18 protein-coding genes are annotated in these 20,359 nt (G+C 40.9%); 10 read left to right on the forward strand and 8 right to left on the reverse strand.

Annotation, left to right across the window (positions count from 1 at the left end):
* Positions 1 to 92: 92 nt before the first annotated feature.
* Positions 93 to 575 carry a hypothetical protein gene (locus BUE31_RS22935; protein WP_073406190.1) on the reverse strand — a complete coding sequence of 161 codons (483 nt, stop codon included), beginning with the start codon at positions 573 to 575 and terminating at the stop codon, positions 93 to 95.
* Between the two features lie 371 nt (positions 576 to 946).
* Here BUE31_RS22935 and BUE31_RS22940 point away from each other — a divergent pair, with 371 nt between their 5' ends.
* Entirely contained in the window at positions 947 to 1,918 is a 972-nt protein-coding gene (locus BUE31_RS22940; RefSeq protein ID WP_073406191.1) for a YeiH family protein, read from the forward strand.
* A 125-nt stretch (positions 1,919 to 2,043) separates the two neighbouring features.
* On the opposite strand, the gene BUE31_RS22945 is transcribed toward BUE31_RS22940, so the two are convergent.
* The 3 genes from BUE31_RS22945 to BUE31_RS22955 all read right to left on the reverse strand — a co-directional run bounded on the left by BUE31_RS22945 (position 2,044) and on the right by BUE31_RS22955 (position 5,063).
* Positions 2,044 to 2,832 (reverse strand): DUF3108 domain-containing protein, encoded by a 789-nt coding sequence (locus BUE31_RS22945; protein WP_143167227.1) that lies wholly within the window; start codon positions 2,830 to 2,832, stop codon positions 2,044 to 2,046.
* A gap of 18 nt (positions 2,833 to 2,850) precedes the next feature.
* Positions 2,851 to 3,819, reverse strand: a complete 969-nt coding sequence (locus BUE31_RS22950) for a TolB-like translocation protein (protein ID WP_073406193.1) — start codon at positions 3,817 to 3,819, stop codon at positions 2,851 to 2,853.
* Between the two features lie 125 nt (positions 3,820 to 3,944).
* Entirely contained in the window at positions 3,945 to 5,063 is a 1,119-nt protein-coding gene (locus tag BUE31_RS22955) for a DUF2911 domain-containing protein (RefSeq protein ID WP_073406194.1), read from the reverse strand.
* Positions 5,064 to 5,277: 214 nt separating this feature from the next.
* Here BUE31_RS22955 and BUE31_RS22960 point away from each other — a divergent pair, with 214 nt between their 5' ends.
* The 7 genes from BUE31_RS22960 (at position 5,278) to BUE31_RS22990 (ending at position 15,006) form a co-directional block, all read left to right on the forward strand.
* On the forward strand, positions 5,278 to 6,297 hold the full coding sequence (locus tag BUE31_RS22960) for a sensor histidine kinase (RefSeq protein ID WP_073406195.1): 1,020 nt from the start codon (positions 5,278 to 5,280) through the stop codon (positions 6,295 to 6,297).
* A complete protein-coding gene (locus BUE31_RS22965) occupies positions 6,294 to 7,004 on the forward strand; it encodes a LytR/AlgR family response regulator transcription factor (protein WP_073406196.1) in 711 nt (236 codons plus the stop codon). The genes BUE31_RS22960 and BUE31_RS22965 overlap by 4 nt, the downstream gene beginning before the upstream one ends.
* A 96-nt stretch (positions 7,005 to 7,100) precedes the next feature.
* Complete coding sequence (locus BUE31_RS22970; RefSeq protein ID WP_073406197.1) at positions 7,101 to 7,784, forward strand: response regulator transcription factor; 684 nt, start codon at positions 7,101 to 7,103, stop codon at positions 7,782 to 7,784.
* A gap of 104 nt (positions 7,785 to 7,888) precedes the next feature.
* On the forward strand, positions 7,889 to 9,247 hold the full coding sequence (locus BUE31_RS22975; RefSeq protein ID WP_073406198.1) for a HAMP domain-containing sensor histidine kinase: 1,359 nt from the start codon (positions 7,889 to 7,891) through the stop codon (positions 9,245 to 9,247).
* Positions 9,248 to 9,323: 76 nt separating this feature from the next.
* Positions 9,324 to 10,607: a TolC family protein gene (locus BUE31_RS22980; RefSeq protein WP_073406199.1), complete on the forward strand. Its 1,284-nt coding sequence runs from the start codon at positions 9,324 to 9,326 to the stop codon at positions 10,605 to 10,607.
* Positions 10,604 to 11,719 (forward strand): efflux RND transporter periplasmic adaptor subunit, encoded by a 1,116-nt coding sequence (locus tag BUE31_RS22985; protein ID WP_234997892.1) that lies wholly within the window; start codon positions 10,604 to 10,606, stop codon positions 11,717 to 11,719. Before BUE31_RS22980 ends, BUE31_RS22985 begins: the two co-directional genes overlap by 4 nt.
* A gap of 149 nt (positions 11,720 to 11,868) precedes the next feature.
* Positions 11,869 to 15,006 carry an efflux RND transporter permease subunit gene (locus tag BUE31_RS22990; RefSeq protein ID WP_073406200.1) on the forward strand — a complete coding sequence of 1,046 codons (3,138 nt, stop codon included), beginning with the start codon at positions 11,869 to 11,871 and terminating at the stop codon, positions 15,004 to 15,006.
* A gap of 162 nt (positions 15,007 to 15,168) precedes the next feature.
* Here BUE31_RS22990 and BUE31_RS22995 read toward each other — a convergent pair whose 3' ends face one another.
* On the reverse strand, positions 15,169 to 15,450 hold the full coding sequence (locus tag BUE31_RS22995) for an ATP-dependent Clp protease adaptor ClpS (protein ID WP_073406201.1): 282 nt from the start codon (positions 15,448 to 15,450) through the stop codon (positions 15,169 to 15,171).
* 84 nt (positions 15,451 to 15,534) lie between these two features.
* Here BUE31_RS22995 and BUE31_RS31350 point away from each other — a divergent pair, with 84 nt between their 5' ends.
* Entirely contained in the window at positions 15,535 to 16,377 is an 843-nt protein-coding gene (locus BUE31_RS31350) for a hypothetical protein (RefSeq protein ID WP_073406202.1), read from the forward strand.
* A 28-nt stretch (positions 16,378 to 16,405) separates the two neighbouring features.
* Here BUE31_RS31350 and BUE31_RS23005 read toward each other — a convergent pair whose 3' ends face one another.
* Complete coding sequence (locus BUE31_RS23005; protein WP_200801975.1) at positions 16,406 to 16,870, reverse strand: GNAT family N-acetyltransferase; 465 nt, start codon at positions 16,868 to 16,870, stop codon at positions 16,406 to 16,408.
* Complete coding sequence (locus tag BUE31_RS23010) at positions 16,867 to 17,754, reverse strand: LysR family transcriptional regulator (RefSeq protein WP_073406203.1); 888 nt, start codon at positions 17,752 to 17,754, stop codon at positions 16,867 to 16,869. The genes BUE31_RS23005 and BUE31_RS23010 overlap by 4 nt, the downstream gene beginning before the upstream one ends.
* 126 nt (positions 17,755 to 17,880) lie before the next feature.
* Here BUE31_RS23010 and BUE31_RS23015 point away from each other — a divergent pair, with 126 nt between their 5' ends.
* Entirely contained in the window at positions 17,881 to 18,273 is a 393-nt protein-coding gene (locus BUE31_RS23015; protein ID WP_073406204.1) for a rhodanese-like domain-containing protein, read from the forward strand.
* A gap of 182 nt (positions 18,274 to 18,455) precedes the next feature.
* On the opposite strand, the gene BUE31_RS23020 is transcribed toward BUE31_RS23015, so the two are convergent.
* The gene (locus BUE31_RS23020) at positions 18,456 to 20,330 is read right to left on the reverse strand and encodes a CocE/NonD family hydrolase (RefSeq protein ID WP_073406205.1); all 1,875 of its coding nucleotides are present in this window, start codon (positions 20,328 to 20,330) and stop codon (positions 18,456 to 18,458) included.
* Between the last annotated feature and the right edge of the window lie 29 nt (positions 20,331 to 20,359).

Raw genomic sequence — 20,359 nt, forward strand, 5'->3', positions numbered from 1 at the left:
TGTTATTGAATTGTAACTGTATAGTAAAACACAATTAAATAACATGATTACAGGCATTGATTGCCTTAATTCAGTTGATTAATAAATGAGGGCTAACAGATAGATTTAGGCGGTTGTTCGGGGATATCAAGGCTATGACAGATTATTTGCGATACGGGTTGTACCAGCCTTTTTACAGAACTTTTAAAGGGAGAATTAAATTCAAACTTTATGAAAGTAAAGCTCAAATTATAGGTTAAGGTAGTTTTTCCGTAAGGAACATGCTCTTTTTTAGGGATTTTGAGGTCAATATTTTCAGCATGAATTACGTTTTGGTCTGATAGACGCGTAGTTTCATAATTAGGCAGGCATTTTAAATATATAGCGGTCCTGGTAACCCGAATCGCCACATAGTTATACGCTTCATTCGCAAACTGAATGCTGCCGCTAACTTTTTCATAAGCAGTCCAGTCGTTTACGCCTGGCATATTTGCAGGGATCTTTACTTCGGTAAGGTCTTTAACATTATAAAGTCCATCTTTTATTTGCGCATTAAAAAAAGCCTCGGTCCGGTAGCTTAAATATTGATGCACCATCAATTGTCCGCAGATACTTACCAGGTAAACACTTAAAAATAATATGGCAATCAGTTTTTTCAGAGGTCTTTTGGTTTAGTTTGAGTCCTTAAATATCATATTTATAAACAAACATTCAAAATTTATTTTCTTAAATGTTAATATCTATTAGTAATAGATATTATTTCATCCCATATCAGAAATCATCAAAAAGCTATTTATGATATATTTCATATTAAGTGCTGTAATGGATTTTTGGCTGATAATAAGTTTTAAGAAGGCAAGCATCTTATAAACAAACTCCATAACTTTAAGTTATCGGGTATTCTGTTTTATGATATAAATACATTTTAACAAGTATAGACATTTGCATAACTAAATAATATATAGTTATGCAAACCCCGCACCATATAACAAACAGCACATCATTAATTAATATTGATGACAATACAAAAAAGATCATATTCATTATCTGCGTCGCCTTTTGTCTTACACCTTTTGCAAGCCCGGCAATTGCCTTATTGTTAGGTTTAGTTGTTGCGCAAATAATCGGCCATCCTTATTTGCATTTAAATCATAAAGCCACTCATTTATTGCTGCAGGTATCGGTAGTAGGGCTTGGCTTTGGCATGAATGTGCATAGCGCCCTGCAGGCAGGTAAAGAAGGTGTTTTATTTACCATTGCATCCATAACCGGTACTTTGGTGTTCGGTTATTTTATGGGCAAATGGTTAAACATTGAAAAGAAAACTTCGTTCCTTATTTCATCAGGAACAGCTATTTGCGGCGGTAGCGCTATTGCGGCAATATCCCCCGTTATAAAGGCGGAAGAAAAGCAGATCTCTGTTGCGTTAGCCTGTGTATTTGTATTGAATTCTATCGCCCTGTTTATCTTTCCTGCAATCGGGCATTATCTTAATTTATCACAAACTCAATTTGGCTTATGGTGCGCCATTGCCATACATGATACCAGCTCGGTTGTAGGGGCGGCAAGTAAATATGGCGCTCATGCTTTGGAAGTTGCCACAACTGTAAAGCTGGCCCGGGCCCTGTGGATAATCCCGGTTACTTTTATGGCTACCTTCCTGTTCAAAAATCAATCGAAAAAAGTGAGCATCCCTTATTTTATCGGTTTGTTTATTTTAGCAATGATAGCCAATACTTATGTCCCGGTAGTATCAATTGTTAGCCCTTATTTAATAATTATTGCTAAGGCAGGTTTAACGCTCACCTTATTTTTGATAGGCGCAGGCCTGTCACGCAAAGTACTGGCATCTGTAGGTTTTAAGCCACTGTTGCAGGGTGTTGCGCTGTGGATAGCAATATCAGCAACGGCTCTGTATGCGGTTATGCATTTGGCGTGATAACCGGAAATCATTCTATTTAGGTTTTAATAAAGAATCCTGCATTTCAGAGCGTCTTGAGTAAAGATAAAAAAACAGCCCCCGCAATATTTGCAAAGGGCTGTTTCAGGATTATAGTTGGTTATTTATTTTGCGAACCGGGGCAGCATGTCAGTAGCTGCATTCATCATTTTTAATTTATACCTGTAGCCACCGCCAAAGGCATCTTCTTCTTTTAAAAATTCATGATCTTTTTTGCTGATCCAAAAGGTTTGCGAAAAATGGCCGCCACTATAATCGCCTTCAGTAACCAGTTTCCAGCAGTCCACTTTTTCGTTGCTTAAGGTGGGGATTACTTCGCTGCCGGTTACCTTATATAATATATATTTTGGCGGATCTAATCCGGCATCGTAAAAATTAATAGCAAAGGTTTTACCCGATGCCAGCGGCAACATTTCAAAGGTTTCTATATCCAGGTTCCAGTTAAAGTTTGGAGCAGTAAAAGCCAGCGAAAAATCTTTTTTTGAATTATCGGCTACACTATCGGCACCTGTAATTTTATCATTGTTCCAGTTATAAGCGCTAGTTTTATTTTGTACGGTTTCTGAATGGTAAACCGGTGCAAAATCAACAGCCTTGTTTATAGAATACACTTTGCGGTAGCTATTAGTATCACTGCCATACCAGTGTTGTGCTATTGTAAATACTTTTTCCCCGTTCCTGTTTTCAGTTTTAATATCCCTTAGCCAATACCAAAACCGCAACGTTTTTTGAGCTTTAGCCGTTTGAAAATATACCAGGTATTGCTTAAGTCCGGGTTTAAGCATTGAGGTGAGCAGGCGTTTATCTTTTAGGCGAATGGTGTCTGCCTGTCCATAGGCTAAGCTCAGCGAAAAGAACACAGAAATAATAAGGATGTAATTGAACTTTTTCATTGATGTATTAAAAAACATTTAGTGTGACGCTTTAGGAATGTTAACCGGGATCACCAATATATTTCCCTGGCTGTTGAAAATACTTTGATTTTCGGCTTCCAGCCCATCATAATTCAATGGTTTAGCCTTTATATTTCGTTTGTAAAAGCCTTGGATCCGGCTTGAGGAATAATACAGCATCTTACCATCGCGGGACACATACGGAGATGAATTAGAATCGCCGTTATTTACCTGTGGCCCTAATTTTTGCGCAGTGCTCCATGCATTTCCATTTTTAGGGCAGTAATAAATATCGTTACCGCTTAAAAACACCACGTAGCTTTCGTCAGGTGCAGTAAATGGGTCCTGTACATCTTCTTTGCCAAGCAAGATCAGCTGCTGGGGTTTATCATAATGATCGCCCAGCCATTTTGCTGAATAGCCAGCCATCCCGGCATTCCCTTCCCTGCCGCGCGAGCAAAAGAAAAGAGTGCCCGAACCGCTTACCGATGGCGCATAGTTACTGCTGCCATCCAAATTTATCGGGGCGTCTATGTGTTTTGGCGCCGACCATTCATCGCCCGAAATATGATCAACATACCAGATGTGGTAGCTTTTTTGCGGTTTTTCCTGGTTGGCCTCAAAAGGGCGGTTTGATATAAAGAACATTCTTTTACCATCAGGGCTCACAAAGGGATCGGTATCGTTATACTTTCCCGAAAAAGCCGCCACTGCCGGCCGGCCCCATTTACCGTTAACCAATTTTGAATAACAAATTGTCCAGTAAATAGCGCCGCGCGAAAAGTAGACCGTGTTACCATCTGGTGCAAAAGAAGTGGCCCATTCAGTATAAGGAGATGACACTGCGCCTTCGGCAAATACTTTTGGCCTTGAAGCGGTATCAACAATGTTTGGTTGTGAATTTTGGCTGAATACTGAGTAAATTGAGCACAAAGTAATGATTATGCCAATTGCAACTTCACGTGATAGCCAATATAAAAACTGCATAGTAAGATCCTTAAATTATAGTTTTAAATTTTATTTGCAAAGCGGATCAGAGTTTGAGACCGGTTTAATCACCCTAAGAGATCGTATGCTATAAACACTAACCTCCGGTCTCTAGCCTCTAATCACTAATTGATATCCTTCCCATCCTGCAATTTTTTTGCAAGCCTGTCCATAGCATCTTTGTTTGGTTTATTTGGCGCCTGTACCTGTGCTTTTTGAATATAGGTTAATGCCTTTTTGTAATCACCAAGGCCTGAATATCCCCTGCCCATACCTACATTGGTAATAAATTCATCAGGATGCTTATCGTAATTCATTTTAAAAATGGCGAACGCTTCTTTGGCTTTTTTAGCGGATGTTAAAGTCCTTCCATAGCCATATATTTCATAATCACTGCCAAATGGCAATCCTTTCTTCATTGTCTCCGCTGCTTCAGTACCCCGGCCAAGGCTGTCCAATACCGCAGCCTTTGTGCTCCAGGCCTGGAAGCTTTGACTGCCACCAAAAATTCTGCTTGTTGCGGTATCAGCCCACATTAAGGCTTCATCTAAATTGGTTTTATTTTGTGCGCAGTACAGTGCCGCCTGGCTCCAGCTTTCCCAGTTAAAACTCTTTTCGCCGCGCAGTTCCTGCTTGAAAAATGCAACCTGGTTTTTCACTGCATCGGCTTCTATCTTAAAGGGAATAACCAGTTTTTCCCATTGCAGCTGTATGATGGCGCTATTTGGCGTTTGGTCTGTAAACTCATACTTCAGCCTTTCAACACTTTTATCGGCAGGTATGGGCTTTACCTTTACCCGTAACACATCTTCATCCGGCTTATAATAGAATGAGCCCCACGAAGTTGAATTTTTTGAAAAGATGAGCGTACACTCGTCAGCACTATAAGCTATAAAGAAACCGTATTTACCGGCGGCTAAGGGTTGGCCTTCAACTTTTATATCGGTTGAAAATTCAATAGTGGTATTCTCGTTAGCCCCGGCCCGCCATGGTGCTGATTTTGAAGGACCAAAGCCCTGGTCAACGTAACCCGGCGGAACGAGTTCGCCCCAAATATGGCCGTCGCGTTTTTTAACGCCAGGCCGGCTGTAATGAATACTTACATCGGTAAGGCCAATTTGTTCGCTAACTGAAGCTCTTTTATTATCCCCGTCTGGCAGGGATGTAAGTTGTGCCTTAACAACATGGGCTAAGCCAAATTGAAGACATGCCATAATAATACAGGCGTTAAAAAGTTTTTTCATATTAAGGTTTATTAAGATCTGAAACGTAATATTTATTAAAGCTGGTTTTTATTACATATCCGGGCAAATCATTTAAACCTTATACCATTTATTTTAAATGATTTACCTGATAATATCAACAGCTGGTATTTACTGTAGGGCAGCATTTATTGAATAAAAAAGGCTAATTATTGAAAACCGGCGGTGGGAATGAAAAAGCTTTGTAAATTTAAAAATGAAATTTATCGGCAGTCAGGCAACTCTTAAACAGCTTCAATGGCTGATTTGGGTTGCGGTTTTTTTAATTATATTTTTTTCATACCTGCCCGAAGATGGCTTTTACCAGGCCGGAACATTCTCGCTATTAAATGTTTCTTTTTATGCTGTTGTTATATACGGGAACATTAAATTTCTTTTTCCTAAGTTTTATGAAACCGGTAAAAAAGTTCAGTATGCAATTTTCGCATTTATATTTGTTGTATCAGCCGGCCTGTCAAGAGGATATCTGCTCACTTATATTTATAATAAATACTTTGCGCTCAAGCCCGAGCTTATAACAAAAAGCAGCATTCTTAATTTTATGATAGCGGGCTTTTTAACATACCTGCTCAGCTTTATTTTTCGCATCGCCATTGCATATTTCACATTAAAGCAGCAGTCGGAAAAAATACTGGCACAAAAAAGCCAGGCTGAACTTAACCTGCTAAAATCGCAGGTGCAGCCGCATTTTTTATTTAATACCTTGAATAACATTTATTACGAAGCCTACCGCGAGGCCCCCCGAACAGCAAAGCTAATTGAGCGGTTGTCAGATATTATGCGCTATTTTGTTGATGAAAGCCCAAAGGAAGAGGTCTCACTGGCAACAGAGGTGCAGTTTTTGGAGAACTATATAGCGCTGGAGAAGATCCGGATCCGGCATGAAATAGAGTTAAATTTCATTAAAGATTGTAATGCCGAATTGCGAATTGCGCCAATGCTGCTGATGACCTTTGTTGAGAATATTTTCAAACACGGCATTGATAAGTCGAGTGATAAAAATAAGATCGATATTTCACTGGTTCAACAAGATGGCTACCTGTTGTTTGAAACCCGGAACATGGTTCATGATAAACCCGGGACAAACGGGCCCAGCGGATTTGGCATTGAGAACCTGCGAAAGCGCCTTACCTTGTTATATGGCTTAAATTTTGAGCTAAGTATTAATAATCCGGGCAATTATTTTACCGCATTTTTAAAAGTACCGATAGCATGAATTTAAGCTGCATAATTATTGACGATGAACCCAATGCAGTAAACCTGCTGGAGATCTTGATAGGCCAGAATACCAAATGGCAGCTTTTAGCCAAATGTTATGACGCTTTGGAAGCCATTGCATTTTTAAAGGAGAACAAACCCGATTTTATTTTTTTAGACATAAACATGCCCCAGCTAAGCGGGATGGAGTTGGCGGGTCTTCTATCAAAGGATACCAAAATTGTTTTTACCACCGCTTACTCTGAGTATGCTGCGGAAAGCTATGCCTTTCAAACCATTGATTACCTGTTAAAGCCTATTACCCTTAAACGTTTTTTGGAAGCAATGCAAAAGATTGAAACCTATTTCACTTTCCATGTTGCCAATCATAACACATTGCCGCCAGCTGGGAATGAGTACTTTTTTGTAAAGTCGGGCAAGGTGCTCAGGAAAATACTGATGGAGGAGATCCAATATTTTGAGGGTGAAAAAGAATATGTGCGCCTGGTAACTCCTGCCGAGCAGCTACTTATTTACAGGCGCTTAAAAGATATTGAAGAGCAATTAAATCCGCCATTTGTAAGGGTGCATAACTCCTACATTGTTAACACAAAGCAAATAGTTAAGATCCAGGACAATCATATTTACATTGCCAGCAAACAAATCCCCATCAGCGAAAAATTCAAGGATGGCTTCATGGCGGTGATCAATCAGCGGATCTTCTGATGGTTTTGAATCAATAAATCAAGTTTCAAACAAAAAATCCGAAATCGAAAATCCGAAATCCGAAATAAATTATAATTTACCCATCTTTGCTTCCCTATGGCCAATATCTGTTTAGTTGAAGACGAACAAAAAGTTGCTGCATTTATCAGCAAAGGGCTTGAGGAGCAGGGCTATAAGATCCACATTGCCAATGACGGCATTACAGCAAAGGCGCTGTTGCAGAATAATGATTTTGATTTGCTGATACTGGATGTAATGCTGCCTGACATTAATGGCATTGAACTTTGCCGGCAAATCCGTTTTACCAATACAAAAACCCCCATTTTAATGCTTACTGCGCTGGATCAGATCCAGAACAAGGTATCGGGTTTAAAGGCCGGGGCAGATGATTACCTGGTAAAGCCATTTCATTTTATTGAGCTATTGGCCCGCATCGAGGCCTTATTGCGCCGTCAAAAAGTTGTTGAAGTTGCTGATCATATCCTGGCATTTGATGACCTTAAACTGGATACCTGGAGCAATGTTGCAGAAAGGGCCGGGCAGCAGATAGCATTAACAGCCAAAGAATATACACTGCTCGAGCTATTTATGAGCCATCCAAACAAGGTATTATCACGGGAGTATATTGCAGAGCAGGTATGGAAAATTGACTTTGATACCGGAACCAATTTTATTGACGTATATGTAAACTATCTGCGTAAAAAAATTGAAAAAGGATTTAAAAACAAACTGATCCATACCGTAATTGGTATGGGATATATTTTAAAAAGCGATAAATAAACCGCTGGCATCTCCATGTATTCTTGGCGTCTTGGCGGTTATTTTACCGCGAAGGTCACAAAGAAACCCGCAAAGCAACACAGAGATTTAAGTGCAAATAACCAATGAAAATAAAGAACCGTCTTTCGCTTTATTTTACTGCAATTAGCGCAATTGTGCTGCTGATTGTGCAGGTTGTTATTTGCATTGCTTTTAACTCGCTTATCCGGTCAAACTTTTACGATCAATTAATGGACAGGGCCAATGTTGCCGCTAAATTATATTTAGAGGCTGATGAAATTTCGCCCGACTCCCTAAGCCATGTAAAAGAACATTATCTCCACAGCTTGCGCAACGAGGTAATTCGCCTTTATGATGAAAAAAATGCCGCCTCGTTTATAAAAGATAAAAACCAGTTTTGGGCAAGCCCGATAATTAACGAGGTACGTAAAAGAAAACAACTGGAATTTACCGAGGGGCAAAGACAAACGGTAGGCATTTACTATAACGACAACCAGGGAAACTTTGTAATATTGGTTTCGGCTATTGATATGCAGGGCACCAAAAGGATGCAGGATCTGATCAAATCAATGGCGATACTGCTGGTATGTGTTACTGCCGGGCTTTTTTTAATAAGCAGGTGGTTTGCCCAAAAAACGCTGGAACCCATAGATAAAGTAATTAAGCAAATGCGCCTGGTACGTGCCGGCGACCTGAGCTTAAGGGTTGATGAAGGGAACGGAAAAGACGAGATCAGCGCGCTGGCCTATAATTTCAACCGGCTTTTGGCACATTTACAAAACACGTTTGAACTGCAACAAACATTTGTTGTAAATGCATCGCATGAATTACGTACGCCTATAACAACTATAATAGGCGAAATTGAAATTGCCCTGAATAAGCTGCGTACCCAATCTGAATATGAAGAGGTGTTAAAATCTGTATTAAACGATGCTGAGCGGCTTAATGAAACTATTACCAGCCTGCTCGAACTGGCAAATGCTGATATGGACTACACGCATCCTGCCTATAAATACGTGGCCATTGACGAGCTTATATGGGAGCTTAATGATTATTGGACTGAGAAAACAGGCAAAGGAATGTTTGTTGTAAATATTTTGCAACTGCCTGATGAACAGGAAAAATTACAACTATTTGCAAATAAATCCTTATTAACAATAGCATTCAATAACATTATAAGTAACGCCTATAAATTCTCACAAAACAAACGTGTACAATGTGATCTGTATGCCGACGAAGAAAACATTATTGTAAAGATAATTGACCAGGGTATTGGCATATTGCCCGGTGAACTGGATAAAGTTTTTGAATCATTTTATCGCGGTACTAATGTAAAAAGCTTCCAGGGCAGCGGGATTGGCCTTTATGTAACAGGTAAAATCATCCACCTTTTTAATGGAACCATTTCAATTGATTCCATCCCCGGCGAAACCACCACCTTTACCATTAAATTCAGCAGGTAAATTCTAATGCAATTCTAATCTCGCTTTAATTTAACTCTAATATGCGAAGTATAATTTTGTGGCATCAAAATATACTATGCTCAAAAGATTTGTTCTTGTTATTTTATTACTGCAAACTGCGTTAACAATTCTTGTATCAAAAGTACACGCGCAAGGCCGGGTAAGCGATACGCTTAAGTTAACCATTAAACAGGCGGAAGACTTGTTTTTGAAAAACAACCTGCAGCTCATTATCCAGCGTTATAATATTGATAATGCCAATGCCCAGGTAATTACCGCACGTTTATTCCCTAACCCCGATTTCAATTTTTCAAACGGTATTCACACTAACGATGCTTCCCAGGGGCCTGCCTATAAAGATCATTCAGCCGGCATTTCACAGCTTTTTACAACGGCAGGCAAACGGAATAAAAGCATCCAGCTGGCAAAGCTAAGTGTCGACCAGGCAAAATACCAGTTCTTTGATTTGCTCCGTACATTAAAGTTCACGCTGAGAAATGATTTTTACACCATCTATTTCCAGGAACAATCTGCCAAAGTTTATAACCAGGAGATCAATTCTTTAGCTAAAGCGCTAACTGTTTTTAAGGCACAATATGCAAAGGGCAACATTGCCGAAAAGGAAGTGTTGCGCATACAATCACAGCTATACACCTTACAAGCAGAATATAATAACCTGCAAACAGGGATTGATACTGTACAAAGCGAATTTAAATTATTAACCAAAACACCTGCAAATACCGTTATTCAACCCCTGTCTGATTACACATTTGACGGAAAAGCTATTGTAGCCGGTGTGCCATATCAAACATTACTTGATTCTGCCAGTGTAAACCGTTATGATCTAAAGTTGGCTAAATCAACTGTTGATTATAATAACCTCAACCTGCAGCTGCAAAAAGCAACTGCTGTGCCTGATGTTTCACTCTCGCTTAATTATGATAAACTGGGCGGTTACGGCACTAACTTTTTAGGTGCGGGTATTGGGTTTAGCTTGCCTTTTTTTAACAGGAACCAGGGGGGCATTAAACAAGCCAGGATAGCTATTGATCAAAGCAAGGTGCAGTTGCAAAGTCAGCAGGATCAAATTGAAAGCGATGTGGCAACCAATTATAAAACCGCCTTAAGGCTTGAGAACCTGTATAACAGTTTTGACCCTGCTTTTAAAAATGATTTTAATCACCTGATCCAGGAGGTTTTTAAGAATTACGAAAAAAGGAATATCAGTCTGCTGGAGTTCCTTGATTTTTACGACTCCTATAAAACCAATACTCTGCAATTGAATGCACTGCAGCTTAACAGGGTAACCTCAATGGAGCAACTTAACTATGTTACCGGAACACCATTTTTCAATCAATGATCACAACTACAAACATGTATACCAAATATAAAATACTTACTACTGCTATCGCTCTTGCTGTTTCGGGCATGGCTTTGCAAAGCTGCCACCATGCTGATGAGAGCCAGGAAAAAGATACCCGTTTCCAGGTTACTGATAGCCTGATCAACAGCCTGCTTATTGACACGGTTAAAGAAGCCAGCGCCCTGTCGCAAATTACTTTAACCGGCAGCATTGCGCCTGATGAAAATAAAATGGTAAAGGTGTTCCCATTGGTCAGCGGGGTAGCCCAGGATGTACACGTTCAGCTTGGCGATGTGGTACATAAGGGCCAAACACTGGCAATTATGAAAAGCGCCGAAATGGCTGGTTTTACCCGCGATTATGTATCATCAGAGGCCGATGTAAGAAATACTAAAAGGGTATTTGAATCAACCCAGGACTTGTATAAAAGCGGACTTGCATCGCAAAAAGAGCTGGAGCAGGCACAGTCTGATTATCAGAAAGCCCAGGCCGAAGGTAAACGCGCCGGCGCTGTGATCTCTATCAATAAAAGCAATGCCAATGGTTATGAAGTTAAAACGCCATTATCAGGTTATGTGGTTGAAAAAAACTTGACCAATAATACCCAGGTAAGGGCAGATAACAGCCAAAACCTGTTCACCATAGCCGACCTTTCAACCGTTTACGTGCTTGTAAATGTTTATGAGTCTGATATCTCAAAGATCCAAACCGGCGATGCGGTAAAGATCACTACGTTATCATATCCCGATAAAGTATTTACCGGAAAAATAGACCGGATTGATAATATGCTTGACCCGGATAACAAGGTAATGCACGCCCGGATCAAGATAGAAAATCCTGGCAATTTGCTAAAGCCGGGAATGTTTGCCAATGTGCTGATAAAAGCAAAATCAGGTGAAACCCTGCCTGAAGTTAGCGCTCATGCTTTGGTTTTTGATAACGATAAAAACTATGTGATAGTAGTTGATGGTAAAGCGAAGGTACACATTCAGCCTGTTGACGTTGCCAAAACGGTTGAAGACAGGGCATATATCAACAAAGGGTTAAAACCAGGCGACAGGGTGATCACTTCAAGGCAAGTGTATCTGTATGAATCGTTGAAAGACTGAGTTTGAGAAATTTCAGAATTCGGATGTTCGATTTCGGAATCAGAATTCAGAAAAAATAAAAGATCAAAGCAAAAAATAAAGAATCGAACATTCGACATTCAAAATAAACAAATCCGAAATCGAACATTCGAAATCCGAAATACTAACACATGAATAAGTTCATAAAAAATATTCTTTCTTTCGCCCTCAAGAACAGGTTCTTCATATTTTTTGTGACAGCACTGCTTGCAGTTGCCGGCTATATCAGCTTTAAAACAATAAGTATTGATGCTTTTCCTGATGTTACCAATACGTCTGTTACCATAATTACCCAATGGCCCGGCAGAAGCGCCGAAGAAGTAGAAAAATTTGTTACCCGCCCAATTGAGATCGCCATGAATCCGGCGGAGAAAAAGACCAGTATCCGGTCGTCTTCGTTATTCGGTCTTTCCGTAGTAAAAATTACTTTTGATGATGAGGTTGATTATAATTCTGCGCGTTTACAGATTAACAACCACATAAGCGATGCAAGTTTGCCGGATAATGTGAATCCTTCCATTGAGCCTCCTTATGGCCCTACCGGAGAGATCTACCGCTTTACCTTAACCAGTAACCGCAGATCGGTAAGGGAGTTAAAAACTATTGAAGACTGGGTAGTTGACCGCGAGATCCGTGCCGTACCTGGCGTGGCTGATGTTAACAGCTTTGGCGGAGAAGTAAAAACTTACCAGATAACTATCAATCCGGCAAAAGCTGTTCAGTATAATGTTACACCATTACAGCTGTATGAGGCAGTGTCTAAAAGCAATGTAAACGTGGGTGGTGATGTTATTGATCAAAACGGTCAGGCATATGTAGTGCGCGGCATTGGTTTGCTTAATAACATTGACGAAATAAAAAATATAGTTATAAACAATATTAAAGGCACCCCAATATATGTAAAAACTATATCTGAAGTTACCGAGTCGGCCTTGCCGCGTTTGGGGCAGGTTGGCCGTGATAAAGATCCGGATGTTGTTGAAGGCATTGTCGTAATGCGCAAAGGCGAAAATCCAAGCGAGGTTATCAAAAACCTAAAACTAAAGATCAATGAGCTTAACAATAAGATCTTACCTGACGATGTTAAGCTAAAAACATTCTATGACCGTGAAACCCTGGTAAACTTTGCCACCGACACCGTTTTACATAACATGGCCGAAGGGATAATATTTGTTACAGTTATCGTATTCCTGTTTATGGCCGATTGGCGTACTACCTTAATTGTCTCGCTTATTATTCCGCTTGCCTTGCTTTTCGCCTTTATTTGTTTAAAGCTGAAGGGTATGTCGGCCAACCTTTTGTCGATGGGGGCGATAGACTTCGGGATCATCATTGACGGGGCCGTGGTGATGGTTGAGGGGATTTTTGTTGTACTGGATCATAAAGCCAAAGAAGTTGGCATGGACAATTATAACAAAATGAGCAAGCTTGGTTTGATTAAAAAGGCTTGCCAGGTTAACGGTAAAGGGATCTTTTTTGCCAAGCTTATCATCATAACCGGCTTGTTGCCAATCTTTAGCTTTCAAAAAGTTGAAGGTAAAATGTTCTCACCATTAGCCTGGACCTTAAGTTTTGCTCTTTTAGGCGCTGTTATACTAACCTTTACATTTGTACCCGCCTTAGCCAGCGTATTACTGCGTAAGGATGTTAAGGAAAAACATAATGTGTTTGTAGAAGCCTTGACCAAAGGCGCCATGCGCTTTTATTCGGTATGCTTTAAAAGCAGGAGGCTAGTATTTCCAATTGCCATAATTGCCCTGGTAATTAGTTTAGGCTGCTTTAAATTTTTAGGAACTGAGTTTTTGCCTGAATTAAATGAGGGCGCCATATATGTGCGTGCAACCGGCCCGCTTAGCATTTCTTTAAAGGAATCAGTTAAAATGGCTAACGAGATGCGTAACATCTTCCTGAGCTTTGACGAGGTAAAACAGGTGATGTCACAAACCGGCAGGCCAAATGACGGCACCGATGCCACCGGCTTTTATAATATTGAGTTCCATGTTGACATTTATCCTGAGGATCAGTGGAAGAGAAAGGAAACTAAAGAAGAGCTGATCCAACGGATGCAGGAAAAGTTAAAATTCTTCCCCGGTGTGGATATCAATTTCTCCCAGCCCATTTCTGATAACGTTGAGGAAGCGGTATCAGGAGTTAAAGGATCCATTGTAGTAAAAATGTTTGGAGATGATTATCCTTATATTGAAAAACAGGAAGTTGGGATCTATAATATATTAAAAAGGGTAAATGGCATTACTGACCTTGGGATACTTCATAATGTTGGTCAGCCCGAGTTACAGATAGACCTTAACCAGGAAGAAATGGCCCAATACGGTGTTACCGCCGCCGATGCCAATGCTGTAATTGAAACCGCTATAGGTGGCAAAGCGGCGACACAAATTTATGAAGGTGAGCGCAAGTTCGATCTCCGGATCCGTTATCCTGAGGACTTCAGGGGCAACGAACTGTCTATCGGTGACCTCCGCGTACCAACGCTTAATAACAATACCGTACCGCTGCGTGAAATAGCGAGTATCAGAAAAACTACCGGCGTTAGTATGATCTATCGTGATGATCATCATCGTTACGGGGCCATCAAATTTTCCATCCGTGGCCGCGATATGGGTAGCACCATTGAGGAAGCGCAGGATAAGGTAAATTCACAAATTAAACTACCTAAAGGATATAACCTGGAATGGGCCGGCGATTTTGAGAATCAGCAGCGCGCAACCAAAAGGTTAAGCCAGGCCGTGCCTATCAGCTTATTGATCATCTTTTTTATCCTGTTCATCCTGTTTGGAAATTTCAGAGATTCCCTGTTAGTGTTAAACAACGTACCATTTGCAATAATGGGTGGCATATTGGCACTGCTGATAACCGGGGTTAACTTTAACATATCTGCAGGAATTGGGTTTATTGCCTTATTTGGGATCTGTGTGCAAAATGGGGTAATACTCATCACCAAGTTTAAAAGCAACATTACCGAGCTAAAACATCATACCACCTGGACATCATTTGCAATAGCCCTAAAAGCAGGCGTTACAGATCGTTTACGCCCGGTGGTAATGACGGCCATGATGGCAGCCATAGGCTTGTTACCGGCGGCTATGTCGCACGGAATAGGTTCTGAAGCATCCAAGCCATTGGCTATTGTGGTTATTGGCGGTTTGATAACCAATACCATATTTAACCTGTTCGTCTTTCCTATTGTGTTCTTCTGGTCGTACCGCAAAAGAGTTGAAAGCGGCGTAGTGATCAGGAATAAAAATTGACATTAATACCCCTAGTTTATATTGATGTGTCTAAGGTGGTGCAGCGAAAGCTGCACTATCCGGAGACAGATTTTTGGAAAAGTCCGAAAGTCGGGAAAGTCAGTAAGAAGCTGCAGTAGAATTCACCATTTTACCAATGACTAATGGCACAATGACCAATGACTACTCTACACTAACCGTTAATCCTTCCTGCTGAAGGATCTTGCGGTAAACTTCCACTTCGGTAAATGAGCCCTCAAGTATGGCGCATTTTCCTTCGTTATGCACCTTCCATGCAATCTTTTCAGCTTGCGATTCAGAATAATCCAGGTACTTCATCATGCAAAAAATAACATGGTCAAAGGTATTATGGTCGTCATTCCATAAAATAAGGCGGTGCATTTCTTTAAGTCCCGCTAATATCTCCTCAAGGGTGAGGGTTTCTTCCTGTATTTCAGTTGGCATACGTAACCACAAAATTACTCAAAAACTATAATAAACTAGCTAAAATAATGTTCTATTGGCGTTTAAAGCAGTAATTTTATTTTCATGAAAGCATACCTCCCCTACTTTGCCTTTGTTGCAATTATTCAATTAAGCGCCATAAATTCAAGCTGCGCCCAATCAATACCTACCGGGACATTGCAGGCCCCTCCCTCTAATATTGTTATTGATGGCTCCATTAAGGAATGGGGCGACAGCCTGCGGTATTATAATACCGAAAAGCGGATTAATTATGCCCTTGCCAATGATAAAGATAACCTGTACATGGCCATCCGCGTTAATGACAGATCAGAACAGGCCCGGATCTTAAGAGCGGGTATTACATTAAGCATCAACACAAAAGGTAAAAAAAAGGAAAGCTACAGCATTACCTTTCCGCTTAACACCAGCGGAAACAGCACCCCGCTTAACCTGCAAAAAGACGACAACGGCGACATATCCAAGCAGGACCATGATGCGTTAATGCAAGCCGTGCTTACAGTATTAAGAGGCATAAAAGTTGAAGGTTTTAAAGATATTGAAGGCGATATGATAACTACCAGCAACACTTACGGCATTAAAACAGCCATTGATTATGATGATAAGGATTATCTTATTTGCGAGGCTGTCATCCCTTTAAAACTTTTCCATGCCGATGATGCTTCAAAAACCGAGTGGGCATTCAACTTTAAAATTAATGGCATAACCAGGCCGGCAACACCCGAGGGTGAAGGTCAGGAAGGCGGTCGCGGTGGAAGAGGTGGCGGGGGTGGTGGTCGCGGAGGCCGTGGCGGTGGTGGTGGCAGAGGCGGCCGGGGTGGCGCTGGTGGTGCCGGAGCAAGTTCAACAGATCGCAGCGCACTATTTAAATCGGAAGATTTTTGGGAGAAGTTTTATTTGGCAAAGTAACCTTCAATCCTGCTAAAGAAGAGAGAAATTAAACATCCATTACATTTAATGTAAACCTGACTTTGTTTTTTGAAACAGCGTTGTTTTTATGATAAAAACGAATGGCGCTTTCATTAAAAATAGGTGTTTGCCATTGTATATTTATGCCTTTTTTAGCGATAGCAACTTCACGTAATTTTTCAATAATAACGGTTCCGATACCATTTCCCCTGGTTTCGTTTTTAAGATAAAGGCAATCCATATACATAAAATCGGCAGCGTCCCATGTTGAAAAGTCAAACGTAAAGGATACAAAACCGTTTAAACAGCCGTCCTGTTCAACCACCCAGCAGTTTAATTTTACGGGTTCGTTAAACAAAGCTTTTTCAAGTTTTTCTTTCTTATTTGATGGATCAAAAGCTGCTTGCTCATAATCGGCATGTTCCTGCATCAGGATCAATAAGCTATCAAGGTCGCCCTTATTAACAGGCCTTATTATATAATTTGCTTTCACTTTAAAAGCTCCTCTTTCAAGTTATTAATAAATTCAATGATGTATTTTTTTCCGGTATCTTCATGGCGGATAGCGGCATAATGCGTACGGATAAGCCCCTTTTGCCCGATAGGCAATAAAGTTAGTTCAGCCGAAGCCGTAAAAGGCTTAAGCGCCCATTTAGGCATAGCCATGATCCCCATACCTGCCTTAACCATTTCAAGCGCTACCTCTGTAAGCGGTATTGCCATTATATTTCCAGGCTCTTTTTGGTGGAGCTTTAAAAAGTGCTGGTAAACGGTAACCGTATCTAATGGGTAGGAATGGATGATAAGTGTTTGACCTGCTATATCTTCTGCACTTAAATATTTTTTATTTGCCAAAGGGTGGCCCGTTGGCAATACAGCCAATACTTCGTCTTTAAACAGTTCAATATATTTAATGCTTTTATCAGGCCATGGGTCTGAAGTGATGCCCAGGTCCAATTCATTATCGAGCAGTTTTTGCAAAGGTTTATGGGTAGCCTCCATTACGATTTTTATATCCAGCCGGGGATACAGCAATTTCATTTTTACCATAAAAGCCGGCAGCCAATGATAGCTGGTATAACATTCCGTACTGATCCGAATAGCACCTGCGTGGCCGATCCTGAGGTCGCTGATCTTTTCATTAGCCAGGTCAATCTCCGCCAGCACTTTGGTAGCTGTCTCATACAGTATTTTGCCTTCCTCCGTAAGGATCCATTGGTTTTTCGTGCGGTAAAATAGCTTGACACCTAACCGCTCTTCAATATCACGAAGCTGGTGACTAACCGCCGATTGGGTAAGAAACAACTTGTCTAACGATCTTGTGATCCCTTTCTCATCAGCAATGGTTTTAATCATCCGTAAGTGTCTTATCTCCATCAGGTAAAAATAGCTTGTTACTTTTAATTAAAACAATGTGTTTTATTCATGTGCAAATGCAATACATCTCATATAAAATTAAGCTTAACCGACCCTACTTTTGGAGAGAATAAAAAATATTAAATCATGAAAACAGCAATTGAACATTACCAAAACAAATTATCTTTTGAAATGGACCCGTCTGATCTGTTTAGCTCACTTGAAGCCGGCGAACAGGTAGTTGTTATTGATACCCGCAAATCTTTCGGCTTTGAACGCGAACATATACCCGGAGCCATAAACCTCCCTCACCGCGAAATGAACGGGCAAACTACAGCGGGTTTCGATAAAAATCTCATTTATGTAACTTATTGCGATGGCATTGGCTGTAATGCCTCTACCCGCGGGGCACTTAATATGGCCAAACTCGGCTTTAATGTGCGTGAGCTGATTGGAGGCATTGAGTGGTGGAAGTTTGACGGTTATGCAACCGAGGGGCAAGAACAAAAAGCAGGGCTTCAAATTCAATGCGCCTGCTAATTATAAAAACAACTTTAATTTTTAACCCGGATCAGTTCTTTAAACTATAAGAGGCGGTAATTACAGATATATTTCTACCGTAATTACCGCCTCCCAAAAGTTGAATGTAAGAGTGACCAATAAGAATTTTATAATTCCACCAACCTGTTAATCAATTCATCCGCACATCAAAAATCCGCACATCATTCCACAACCCTAACCTTCAAAAAACTTGGATTAGCTTTTGAGGTATAAACACGATGTGTAGCAGTTTTAAAAGCGGTGCTGTCGCATTTCATAATATCAACAAAGGTTTGCGGGTTCCGGTCAATAAGCGGGAACCAGGTACTTTGTACCTGCACCATTATCTTGTGGCCCTTTTTAAAGGTATGCAATACATCCTGCAGCTCCCAGTTTACCGGGGTAACTTTGCCAGGCGTAAAAGGCTCAGGCTTTTCAATTGAGTTTCGGTATTTGCCGCGCATGGGCTCGCTACGTACCATTTGCTGATAACCGGCCATTTTTATATCCTTACCGGTAAATTTATTATTTGTAGCTGTATCAGGGTAAACGTCTAAAACCTTCACTACAAAATCAGCATCGGTACCCGTGGTTGACACTTTCAGGTTTGCCCAGATGTTACCAGCTATGGTTACATCGCTGGCAAGCACATCTGTAGTATAGCTTAAAACATCCTTACGATCAGCTAAAAACCGCTGATCGGCTGTCATGTATTCGCGGTCCATGTCCATGCTTTTATGGTCAAGGAATGGCACCGGGCTGTTTGGATCAGATACATATTCGTCATAGCTATCTTTTCCGGTAGCCGGCGCGCTGAACGACAACTTACCACCGGGTAATAAGTACAATTGTTTTTCCAGTGTTTCTTTTGGCGGCCAGGTTTTGTATGTTTTCCATTTATTTCCCCCCGTTTCAAATGTATTAATCGGGGCAATGCTCAAATCTGTACCTTTCAGGTAATGACTGAAAAATTTAAATTCAATATCATTCCTGTAATATGGGCCTGTAGGTCCGCCAAAGTCAACATCGCCTAAATGGTCGCCATCTCCGCGAGCCCAGCCACCATGTACCCAAGGGCCCATTGTAAAATATATTGGCGTTTTAGGGTTTTGTTTTACCAGTGTTTTATAAGTATTTATAGCGCCATAAAGATCTTCGGCATCATACCATCCACCGGTAACTAATACAGCTGTTTTTATATCGTGCAGGTGATACAACACATTCCGGTCTTTCCAGTGCTGATCATAATCCGGGTGATCCATCATTTCATTCCACAGGCGGATCGTATCTTTATAATATTTGTCGTTCGTGTTTTTCATCGGCCCCATCTTCATAAAAAAGTCGTAGCCGTCTTCAGTGCCTGGGTTAAACCTACCGCCCCTGCGCTGGGTTGGTTTATCGTCCTGCCTGTTGGTAAAACCAGGATAAAAACCAAAGTTAGCCACTAAAAAGAATGCGCCATTATGCCAGCCATCATCACGCCATAAGTCGGCAATAGGAGCCTGCGGCGATGCAGCCACCAATGCCGGATGGCGGCTCAACAATGCGGTTGTGGTATAAAAGCCAGGATACGAAATACCCCAAACACCCACTTTGCCGTTATTATTCTTTACGTTTTTTAGCAGCCAGTCTATAGTATCGTAGGTATCGGTGCCTTCATCAACAACATTCTTATCAGAGTGATCTTCCTTTTCAGGCGTCATCTCTTCATAAATACCCTCGCTCATCCAACGACCGCGAACATCCTGGTACACAAAAATATAGCCGTCGTGCAAAAACGCTGGCGACGGACCAAGGCTGCCTTTATACTTATCTGCACCGTATGGAGCAACGCTGTAACAGGTACGGTCCATCATAAACGGATATTTCTTTGTTGAGTCCTTTGGCACATAAACCGAGGTAAAAAGTTTCTTACCATCCCGCATCGGGATCTCGTACTCAAACTTGGTATAGTTTTCTTTTACATAAGCAGCATCGGGATTATTACCACCCGGTTGTGCTACAGAGATTAAAGCTAAAAGCGTAAAGCATAAAGCGGAGAGTATAAATTTCTTCATTAGTCAGTTATTACCCTCTAAAAGTACAT

The sequence above is a fragment of the Mucilaginibacter sp. OK098 genome (assembly GCF_900142915.1).
Classification (GTDB): Bacteria; Bacteroidota; Bacteroidia; order Sphingobacteriales; family Sphingobacteriaceae; genus Mucilaginibacter.